The organism is Wolbachia endosymbiont (group A) of Pherbina coryleti (genome assembly GCF_964026875.1).
GTDB lineage: Bacteria > Pseudomonadota > Alphaproteobacteria > Rickettsiales > Anaplasmataceae > Wolbachia > Wolbachia pipientis.
Window position 1 is genome coordinate 831,217 of sequence record NZ_OZ034706.1, and the last position, 10,825, is coordinate 842,041.

General features: G+C 34.2%; 10 protein-coding genes. 3 read left to right on the forward strand and 7 right to left on the reverse strand.

Translation table 11 applies throughout. The features are described from left to right. Positions 1 to 1,103: 1,103 nt before the first annotated feature. Positions 1,104 to 2,534, reverse strand: coding sequence for a glutamate--tRNA ligase (gltX, locus tag AAGD87_RS04150; protein ID WP_264339388.1), 1,431 nt, complete (start codon positions 2,532 to 2,534; stop codon positions 1,104 to 1,106). A 149-nt stretch (positions 2,535 to 2,683) separates the two neighbouring features. On the opposite strand from gltX, the gene AAGD87_RS04155 reads away from it, so the two are divergent. Both AAGD87_RS04155 and AAGD87_RS04160 read left to right on the forward strand, forming a co-directional pair. Beyond that, positions 2,684 to 3,439 carry an ankyrin repeat domain-containing protein gene (locus tag AAGD87_RS04155; RefSeq protein ID WP_341817410.1) on the forward strand — a complete coding sequence of 252 codons (756 nt, stop codon included), beginning with the start codon at positions 2,684 to 2,686 and terminating at the stop codon, positions 3,437 to 3,439. A gap of 72 nt (positions 3,440 to 3,511) precedes the next feature. Further along, positions 3,512 to 5,488: an acetyl-CoA carboxylase biotin carboxylase subunit gene (locus AAGD87_RS04160; protein ID WP_264339386.1), complete on the forward strand. Its 1,977-nt coding sequence runs from the start codon at positions 3,512 to 3,514 to the stop codon at positions 5,486 to 5,488. Here AAGD87_RS04160 and AAGD87_RS04165 read toward each other — a convergent pair. Genes AAGD87_RS04165 through AAGD87_RS04190 form a run of 6 tightly spaced genes read right to left on the reverse strand, consistent with a single transcriptional unit; the run spans position 5,437 to position 10,262 of the window. Further along, entirely contained in the window at positions 5,437 to 6,711 is a 1,275-nt protein-coding gene (locus AAGD87_RS04165; protein ID WP_265023896.1) for a COX15/CtaA family protein, read from the reverse strand. The two genes, AAGD87_RS04160 and AAGD87_RS04165, sit on opposite strands and share 52 nt — an antisense overlap. Further along, a complete protein-coding gene (locus tag AAGD87_RS04170; RefSeq protein WP_338482112.1) occupies positions 6,669 to 8,267 on the reverse strand; it encodes a glycosyltransferase family 2 protein in 1,599 nt (532 codons plus the stop codon). The genes AAGD87_RS04165 and AAGD87_RS04170 overlap by 43 nt, the downstream gene beginning before the upstream one ends. A 14-nt stretch (positions 8,268 to 8,281) precedes the next feature. Then, positions 8,282 to 8,758, reverse strand: a complete 477-nt coding sequence (locus tag AAGD87_RS04175) for a hypothetical protein (protein WP_065094793.1) — start codon at positions 8,756 to 8,758, stop codon at positions 8,282 to 8,284. Between the two features lie 8 nt (positions 8,759 to 8,766). After that, positions 8,767 to 9,246 carry a hypothetical protein gene (locus tag AAGD87_RS04180; RefSeq protein WP_065094794.1) on the reverse strand — a complete coding sequence of 160 codons (480 nt, stop codon included), beginning with the start codon at positions 9,244 to 9,246 and terminating at the stop codon, positions 8,767 to 8,769. Positions 9,247 to 9,249: 3 nt separating this feature from the next. Next, positions 9,250 to 9,477: a F0F1 ATP synthase subunit C gene (locus AAGD87_RS04185; protein WP_006014985.1), complete on the reverse strand. Its 228-nt coding sequence runs from the start codon at positions 9,475 to 9,477 to the stop codon at positions 9,250 to 9,252. A gap of 59 nt (positions 9,478 to 9,536) precedes the next feature. Further along, positions 9,537 to 10,262 carry a F0F1 ATP synthase subunit A gene (locus AAGD87_RS04190; protein ID WP_264339383.1) on the reverse strand — a complete coding sequence of 242 codons (726 nt, stop codon included), beginning with the start codon at positions 10,260 to 10,262 and terminating at the stop codon, positions 9,537 to 9,539. Between the two features lie 229 nt (positions 10,263 to 10,491). Here AAGD87_RS04190 and AAGD87_RS04195 point away from each other — a divergent pair, with 229 nt between their 5' ends. Then, positions 10,492 to 10,779 (forward strand): hypothetical protein, encoded by a 288-nt coding sequence (locus AAGD87_RS04195; protein WP_077188073.1) that lies wholly within the window; start codon positions 10,492 to 10,494, stop codon positions 10,777 to 10,779. Positions 10,780 to 10,825: the final 46 nt, after the last annotated feature.

Below are 10,825 nucleotides of genomic sequence, written 5' to 3' on the forward strand. Positions count from 1 at the left end.
CAAGTAGCGGGATGACGGTTGTCGGGGTGTCATGAAAGTAGCTGACACTTGGGGTCTATGTTTTTTCTGGTCACACGTACAGCTGTACGAACATTGTGCTACTAGTAGGGTGTCATGCCAGTGCTTGACACTGGCATGGCTTTGTTGCATCGCTACTTATGAAAGGCTAACTATAGTTAGGATTATAAGCAACCTATTGAAAATCTTGTTTTTTTGCAATCAATCTGATCAAATTTAAGAATAGTAATTTGTTATTTATATTAATAAATTTAATTCTATTGAAAATAGCTAAAGCATTGAAATTCTTGAATTTTAGCCGGATTGGTAAATGGTAGTGAAATTTCTTTTACTCAAATTTAGGTATTCATTGACCGTTCTTGTTATAAATACCAGAATAATAAACTACTGATATTCCCTATCTTTTTTATCTTTAATCCATCATAGCTAGCGATGCAACAAAGCCCACTGGCATCCAGGAATTTTATTAAGTTGGTGAGTATAAAAGTAGCTGTTTTATGTTAAAATACGACGTTTTCGATGAGATTATATGGAAAACTGGATTCCAGTGTCAAGCACTGGAATGACATCACAGAGGCACTGGAATGACACCTCTCTTGGGCTCTTTTAGCTATAAACATTAAGAAATTTACCAAACGAAAAAAAAGGCAAAAGAAGCCCCGTGGTTATTATCCGCTTTAAAATATTGGCGTTTTTTATGTTTTAAACGCTTGACAAGCGAAATTCAGCTGCTTTTAATTGCAACTAACTTACGTTGCAAATGTTTAAGAAATTTACTAAGCAGAAAAAAAGACAAAGAATCCCCGAGTTAGCTAGTCTTTTACTATCTCTGTCGAGTATTGGCATTTTTTGATGTCTTGTAACGCTTTATAAGCGCGTTCAGCTTATTTAGATAAAAATCTAGATGTAGATGAAGTTTTGTAAAGACATACAGTATCTATATACTGCAAAAAATTGAACATAAGACGCCGATACATTAAGTAATCCTTACCTTTTAATCTGCAGATTGGCGAAAGCAAATACAATAGCTTCACTGTCATGATAAAGGGGCTGGCAAAGCTTGTCAAGAAATTTTCTTATTTCATTTAAATTGCTTGTAACCTTCTTATACACTCATCTTTACCAAGAATCACCATGATATCAATGATTCCAGGTGCATCCATTACTCCAGTTATAGGGGCGCGTAATGAGTGGTATACATCGCTTATTTTCATATCGTGCAATTTTGCACATTCCTTGATCTGAGAAGATAAAAAACCCTTATTCCAATTTTCATCACCGATCTTTGACAGAAATGACGCGAGTAACTTGATTATATCGAGGTTAGATTTGACAATTTGCTCAGCCTCTTCACTTAAATCAAGTGGCGGATCTTGAATATAAAATTTTGCTAAATCCAATAATTCGGTCAGGTAGTTTGCTCTTTTTTTTAGCTCTGTCAGTCCCTGCAGTAAATAGCCCTTTTTTTTGTCAGTTAGAGTATTTTCTCTAAGCATTAGAGTCAGAATATCTTCATTGCTCATATTACTAATATAGTGGTTATTCAAATGCTCCAGTTTTTTGAAATCGAGCCGTGCAGGTGAACGACCAATACTTTCTAAATTAAACCACTCTATTGCTTGCTCATCGCTAATAATCTCATCGTTGCCGTGACTCCAGCCAAGTCTCAGCAAGTAATTACGCATCGCTTTTGGCAATATTCCCATCTTTTCATAATCGCAAACGCTTGTGGCACCATGCCTTTTGGATAGCTTATTCCCATCTTCCCCATGGATAAGCGGCACATGTGCAAAGCGTGGAATGTCAAAATCAAGAGCCTGGTATATTAGCAGATGTTTAAAGGTATTAGTGAGATGGTCAGAACCGCGTATTATATCAGTTATTCCAGCATCATGATCGTCAATTACGACAGCAAAAATATATGTTGGAGTGTTGTCAGAGCGTAAGATCACTATATCATCAAGCTGGTTGCTATTTACTTTGATTTGGCCGTATATTTTATCATCAATGACGATCTCTTGTGAGTCTGGCACTTTGAAACGGATAACTGACCTCACACCGGATGTCATTCCAGCGCGTGACCACATATTTTCTTCTGGATCCCAGTGTCGGCTACTTGGATGACAAGAAGGAGGTTTTGTAGTACATTTATGCTTGTATATCTTGCCCTCTTCTCTTGCTTTTATTTTCTTTTCTGCAACTTCATCTTCAGGGCAATAACAGTGATACGCCCTACCCTTCTCAACTAAAAGGTTTGCTACTTCTTTATGCCGCTCTATTCTTTTTGACTGATATACTATTTCCCCATCACAGCTCACACCGAGCCATCTTAGCCCTTCTATAATTGCATCAATTGCTTCTTGTGTTGAACGTTTTCTGTCGGTGTCCTCAATTCTTAGCAAAAACCTGCCACCATGATGCTTTGCATAGAGCCAATTAAATAACGCAGTACGAGCTCCTCCAATGTGCAAAAATCCTGTTGGTGATGGAGCAAATCTCGTGACTATACCTGGCATATTTGTCTGTTACAGTAATGTAAATGATGATAGCTAAAATTTATGTTTGTAACAATTTAGAATTTATTTGTTCTGGGAGATAAAATTTACTTGTTTTTCATAAATTGTGTTGTATAATTTAGTATTGGTTGAATATAGCGAGGTGAGTTATGGATGGACTTGTAGATATAGCAAAATTGCTTTCAGATAATGAAGCTAATATCAATTGGCGTTACACCGGCCCTTTTGATAAAACAAAACAAAGAGTACAGGCAGATAATCTCCTGCATTTAGCTGCAAGAATACAAAACAAAGGTAAATTTGTAGACATTTGTAAGAAGAACATTGCTTCTGTAACTGCGCATAATGAATATGGAGATAATCCATTTCATGAAGCAGCAAGAAGTGGAATTTTGCTGCCTGCAGTACAAGAGATTGTGAATGACTTAGAGAAGGAAGCTAATAACAAAATTACGAAAGCAGAAGAAGCTGGAGATCGGAAAGAAGTAAGCAGATTGAAAGAGGAACTCAAATGTAATAAAAAATATATTAAAGATGCGCTCTGCAGTAAAGGCTATGCTTTTAATAAGAAGAGGGAAACTCCTCTTTATTACTTAAATGCTGCACAACAGAAAGAAATTAAGCAAATCGCAGGCATAAAAGACAGCTTTATATGTAACCAGAAGTTTCACCTGTGCTTATATATAATAGGAGCGATAGCATGTATCGCTGCTTTATGTTTGTCTTTATACTTTTTATTTTTAGTTTCTCAATCTTTTGTACTAAGCTCGATGGTTGCAATAGCTTCTGGCGGAGTCACATACCTGTCAGTTAAAGCATGTAGCGAGATACATGCCTTGCATAACGAAAGCACTTTAGTGGAAAATGCTAATGTACAACTTGCAGGAGAAAGTTTGGGTGTTTGATGAAGCTAGAAATTACTTGCAGGCAATGATATAGAAATTTACTTTCTTAACTTCAGAAAGTATACTCATACGATGATAGAAAAGAAGTACAGTAAGATTTTAATAGCAAACAGAGGAGAGATTGCCTGCAGGATTATCAGAACTGCCCATAAGATGGGTATATCTTGTGTGTGCATATACTCGGATGCAGATGTAAATTCTGTGCATGTAAGACAAGCAGATGAGTCAAGATATATCGGCCCTTCGCCATCTTGCCTCAGTTATTTAAACATTGAAAAAATATGTGAAGTAGCAGTTGAAACAGGTGCTGAGGCGGTTCATCCTGGCTATGGTTTTTTAGCAGAAAATCCAGATTTTCCACGTGCTCTTCAAAAACATAATATAGACTTCATCGGCCCCAGTGCAGAAACAATAGAAGTTACAGCCAACAAAATAACAGCAAAAGAAGCGGCAAAAAAAGCTGGAGTAAATGTAGTGCCAGGATATATGGGTAAGATCAGCGATGCTGCCCATGCAGCTCAAGTTGCTGAAGAGATCGGTTTTCCCGTTATGCTCAAAGCTGCATCAGGCGGTGGTGGCAAAGGAATGCGAATTGTAAATTCCAAAAAAGAAATTGAACTAGCGTTCACATCAGCAACAAATGAAGCAGAGAAAAGTTTTAAGGATGGCAGTATCTTTATAGAGAAATATATAGAACTACCAAGACATATTGAAATACAAATCATAGCAGATAAATATGGCAATATAGTTTGTCTTGGAGAAAGAGAATGCTCGATACAAAGGAATAATCAGAAAATAATAGAAGAAACGCCAAGTCCATTCATTAGTGAAGAAGTAAGACAAAAAATGTATGTTCAATGTGTTTCTCTGGCAAAGCAAGTTGGCTATTTTTCAGCAGGCACTGTTGAGTTTGTTGTAGATAAAGACCAAAACTTCTATTTTCTTGAGGTAAATACGAGATTGCAAGTTGAGCATCCAGTAACAGAATTTATAACTGGAATAGACATAGTAGAAGAAATGATTAGAACTTCCTGTGGAGAGAAATTGAGATTCAATCAGGATGATATTAAACTTACTGGTTCTGCAATAGAAAGTAGAATTTGCGCTGAAGACCCATCGAAGAAATTTTTCCCTTCCAGCGGAAGAATAAAATATTACGATAAACCGGGTGAAAATGATTATGTAAGAATAGATGATGGAGTTGCTGCAGGTTCAGAAATTAGCACGTTCTATGACTCAATGATTGCAAAAGTTATAACATATGGAAAAGATAGAGTAGAAGCGATTAGCAGAATGCAAAAAGCATTGTCTGAATGCTATATAGAAGGAGTAACAAATAATATAGAATTTCTAGAATCCATCTTCCATCACCCAAATTTTATCGCAGCAAAGCTCCATACGAGATTCATTCCAGATCATTACCCTAGTGGGTTTCACGGCGATTTTATTACAGAAGAGTATATTAAAATATTTATTTTCACTACGTTATATGTTCATTTAGAAAATGAAGAAAGGTATTATCATAAGGCAGTGAATGAAACGCTTGTAGTTGTAATAAATGACAATGAGTACTCTGTAAACGTAAAGTACCAAGATAATACGTTAATAACAATATACAACCATAACGTATATTCTGTAAGTGGTAAGTGGAAATCAAGTCATGAGTTACTATATATTACAATTAATGATGATGCTGATATAACATTTAAAGTAGAAAAACAAGGCAGTAAATACTTCATAAGACATGCAGGTATGAAAGCTGAGTGTTGTATATTTAAACCTCATGTAGCTGAATTAAGTAAGTTAATGCTAAATAATGAAACAGAAGGGATTTCAGCAGATGCTGTAAAATCCCCAATATCTGGTTTATTAGTTAAATTACACGTAAATGTAGGAGATCAGGTGGAAATAGGACAACCTTTATTTGTGGTGGAGGCAATGAAAATGGAAAATATCATATGTGCTGAAGCAGCAATGGTGATAAAAAATATTCCCGTTCAAGAAGGAAAAAATGTGCAGATCGGTGATGTAGTCTGCTTTCTTAAATAACACAAGAAGTACAAACTTGACCCAAACAAGATAAATGAAAACACTTGATGAGCTATGGCAATGGCTATTGGTATGTGTAACAAAAGAGTAACCACTCCTAAAATTATCTGAATGATGATGGAGAGCAGCATAATATATACCGGTTTTACGCTAGCATTTTTTACTGTGAGTATTACTACCAAAGTTAGTATTAGCAATGCCAGTGCTCGATGTATAAATTGCACTGTCGCTCTGTTCTCAAAGATATTCAGCCATATAGGCTGTAAGAAAAATAAATCTTCTGGAACGACTTGTCCGTCCATTAGTGGAAAGGTATTGTAAATCAAACCAGCATTTAATCCCGCAACAAATGCGCCGAAAATTATTTGTATTACAATTAGAATCAGAATAAGTATTGTGTAATATATACTACTGTTAGTAGATTGAAATCCTGTCATCCGAGTAGCTGACACATAACTGTACGAACGCTTACTTTTGAAAATAAATTGCACAGCAAATGGTGTCATGAAAGTAGCTGACACTGGAATCCAGCTTTTACTATGCAGCCACTTATTTAAAGTTAAGTTTTCTGGATCCCAGTGTCTGGGCACTGGGATGACATCTTTCTTGGTGAAAATTACTCTTATACTGCAATGTTCGTATAGTTGTGTACGTAACACTGGGATCCATATTTGGTAATCAAAAAATTGATATGACAATAATGCAAAGATAATTAATGCTAATAATAAGTGAAGTGCAAGCCTATAGTGGCTAACATGAGGTTCAGTTACTAAACCACTTTTAACCATATACCAACCAGCAAAAGCTTGTAAAGCTCCAAATAATAATGCCACACATAGCTTTATTACTACCTTTTTAGATATTTTTCTTCTTAATGTAAAATATATAAATGGCAGGACAAAAACTAAACCTGTTAGTCTTGCAACCAATCTGTGTACATATTCTATTAAGTATATAGCGCGAAACTCCTCCATACTCATACCATAGTTAAGTGCTTTATATTCAGGTGTAGCTTCGTATTTTAATTTTTCTTGTAGCCAGTCTTGTTCACTCAGTGGTGGTAATGTTCCAGTAATTGGTTTCCACTCCGTGATTGACAATCCTGCTTTTGAAAGTCTGGTAAATCCACCAATCCCTACCATGAGAATTACCATGACCGAGCAGAGAAAAAGCCAAATAGCTACAGGTTTTGCTTCCATAAACCATGCTGAGTTTTGTTCCATCGCTCAGGGTAAAGAATAAATTCCCATAAGGCAAGAAAAGCTGCAACACTATGTAGCAGACTATAGACCGGAAAAAATATCGATACTATATAAAAATAAAAAGGCATCTTTTGCTGTTTGACAGCTATTACCAAAAGAATCAGGTTAGTAACGTATACCACTACAAAGTAGTACAAAAATAATTCATTTAAAACTTTAGTTAATATCAATGAAAGCAGTAAAAATGGAGTAGTAAAAAATATAAAAGCTGCAGAACCAACAAAAAGATTCAATAGCAAAATTCCCTTAAATCCAGTGTGTTTATAAAGTGACTTTATATTTTTTAAATGAACAATATAAGTTTGCATATAGCCTTTGATCCAGCGCGCTCTTTGCTTAATCCAAGCAAATACAACAATTGGTGACTCTTCCAATGTTTCTGAGTCAATCATCCTGGTTTTATATCCCATTTGCGCAAGTCTCAAACCGAGGTCAGCATCTTCGGTAACACTGTAAGCATCCCAGAAAAACACTTTTTTTAGAATTTTTACTGAAAAATGATTACTGCTACCACCCAAAGGCATTGGCATGTTCATTTTTTGGAATCCAGGCAATAAGTATTGAAACCAGTTCATATACTCCAGAGAAAAGGATTGTGTAAGAAAATTATAATCACAATTATAGTAATTTAATTTTGCTTGTACACAGGCAAGCTTATCGTCGCCCTTATTAAATTCAATCAGTGCTTTTTTTAACTGCAATGGGTCTGGTTTATCGTCCGCATCATATATTACTGCATACTTTCCTCTAGCAAAGCTCATAGCATAATTGCATGACTTGGCTTTTGTTCTAGGCAAAGAATAAGGCACTTTTATTACTTCAAAATACTGCGGTAAAGTGTACTTTTCTATAGCTGCTAGCGTTTCTTGGTCATCACTTTCTACCTGAAGCTTCACATCTAATTTTGATTTTGGATAATCCAAACTTTCAATGCTTTCAACCAATTGCTCTATCACTGCACTTTCTTTAAAAGCAGGCAATAAAATAGTATATATAGGAAAATCTTCTTCACTCAGCTTACTATAATCCACTTTTTGGTTGGAGGTTTCACATAAGTTAAAAATTGTAGCTATAAACTTGAATAAATAGCTAGAACATCCGATTATAAATATCAACATCAAAGCAAAATATGTATATTTCTCTGTTAGTGTTAAAATTGAAGTTACAATAAAGAAAGAAGCAAAAAATATTGAGCTTAGTTTAATGCTTTTGGCTGAAAAATTAGGATTCTTGTAATATAAGTAGTTGCTTGCAAATTCTGAAATACCAAAGTGCGAGTTAAGAAGATTTAAAATCTGTTCGCTATCCACTTTTATTAATACATAGTCAATACCGTAATGAGCTTCGACCCAACGGTTGATATCTCGGCTTGTGTCTTCAACCATAAAAAAAGTAGTATTATTTAATTTTTGCCAAGGAATTATATTAAATTTATAGTAAAAAAGTTTCTCTGGCTCTTTGCACAAACTAGAATCAAACTTAATTTTTTCTACATTATCAGCTTGAAGTATAGGCAATTGTTGCATTGAACCTAATGCAATTTTTTATTTAAGTCACGTGAAAATGAAGATATGACCTCGCTACTACGCTTATCATCTTTACGTTCATGCATTATTTTTTTTACAGCATCAGCAGCTATATTCGCTGTGTTAGCCTGTAAATCTCCAAGAGCTTTTTCAACTTGGTCAGTGACTTTCTTCAAGTTAGAATGGGCATTGTCATCTAATGTCTGATCTAGCTGCTGTCTATTGTGCTTAATGATACTATTAGCTTTATCAAGTGCTTCATTCATCATTTTATTAACTTCTGCATCTAATTCTTTGTATTTTTTAGAAGATTTTTTGTAATACTCCAACATATCTTTCCTGAATTTTTCAGTTTCTTCACTTGAAAATTTGCTTTTGTTACGCTTATTGTTAAGCGCATTTTTTATCACTTTCTTTAGCAATTTATACGAAAGGACAAAACTTACCAAGAAGGCAAGACCGATAATCAGTGATGTAGACATAAAAACCCCTAAAATTCTTTGGACACCAAGTCAGCAATAAATTCCTCTTCAATTTCAGAATTAGTCAATTTAGTATAATAAATTAAAGCAATACTAGTAGCCATTTGTTTTAACTGATCAGTATATTCAGATTTAAATTCTGCCACTTTTTTTTCAATAAGCTTGCTCTTTTTTTTATCTTCCTCTTCTAATATATTCTTAACATTAGCTCTCATTTCTTCTACCTGAGCAAGTGCATCATCTATGATTTTTTTTGCCTGTATTCTAGCTTGGTTTAAAGCGGCATTATACTTGGCAACCTGATCTTCCGTGAGTCTTAAAAGATGAACAGAACTATTAAAAGAATCCAATACTTCTTTACTTCTAGTGCTTATTATTTCATCTAACTTTGGCAAAAATAAACAACTTACTACGAAAAAAAGTGAAGAGAAAAAAATTAAAAACCAAAAAACTTGAGAAAAGAAGGTTGAAACATCAAGCTGTGGCATCTGTTAAGCAGCAAATATTAATAACATTGCAAGTACAAACGCAAGCAATCCCATGATTTCAACCATGGCAGCACCAATATAAACATAACTTTTCATTTTACCTTCTGATTCAGGGTTTCTCGCAATCCCATTTAACATAGCAGAGAAGATATTAGCTATACCTAAACCAGCACCGAGCATTCCAAACACAGCTAAACCAATTGCTATAAATTTTAAAGCTACTAAATCCATATATTACCTTTAATTATTTCTTTATAATATAATTGTAAAATATTCTACAAGGAAGTCAATTACTTTACTGCATCTGACAAATATACACATGTTAATATAGTAAATATATAAGCTTGTAAAATTGCAACAAATACTTCAAATCCTATCAATGCAATTATGAACAAAAACGGCGCAGGAGTGAAAAATATGTTCATATTTACAATAAACCCTGCTATCACTTTGATGATTGTATGACCAGCAATCATATTTGCTGCAAGCCTTATTGATAGGCTAACCGGCCTTACTAAATAAGCAAACAACTTAATAATAATTATTATAGGTGCAAGCCACGAAGGAGTTCCTTTTGGTAGCAATATGCGTAAAAATTCTACTCCCCTTTCTTTAAATCCAACAATCGTTATATAAATAAAAACCACCATCGATAAAGCGAAGGTGACTATCACATGACTTGTGACCGTGAAACTATAAGGAAGAACACCAACTAAATTACACGATAAAATGAAAATAAACACTGTAAATATCAATGGAATGTGCTGCAAGCCTTTGCTTCCAGTGTTATTTTCTATTATTGAAATAACAAAATCATATACATACTCAACTGCAGCTTGCAAATATCCTGGTATTACTGCCCCCTTCTTTATTCCAAAAAGCAAAAAGAGTATCATCAATATCACCGAAATCATCGTGAAAAAAGATGAATTGGTAAAGCTTACGTCATACCCAAATAACCTAGGTAACTCTATTATTGTATATACTTTAAATTGCTCTAGCGGATTTAACGCCATTTTGACCCTATGTACTTGAACTATAACAGTAAATAAAGTATGAATTTTATAGGACAAAGTCAAGGGTTAAGATAAGGCTCTGTGTTATTATAACATTGATACATTAACAAAATATGTAATTAGAGTGTTAATTACAGTCAGCTCTGTATTTTAAAATTTACTAATCTTATTAAATTATTTAACTTAACATCTTATTTTAATTATAATTTAATTTTTAGTGAGGTATATAATGAACGAAATAGATTTTATTAACGCTAATCATCCTTTAAATTTAGAGCAGGAATTTGGTAACGGATACATCAAATTGACAGATGGTTCCTTTAACGAATATACTGGCCATTATCAAATAGGAAGCGAAATACTAGATGAAAGCCATAATATGATAGGAGACTTAACTATAGATGGCTACATTCATAGCTTCCATGCAGATACCCACAATATGAATCTTAAATCCTTTACGGAGATAGATTTAAAAGGTGATATAAAGAAGATAAATTCTCTTTACAAGAAGATATAAAGTTACAAAAACTTCTGCATCATTGCTTGTGATACAGAAGTCACTT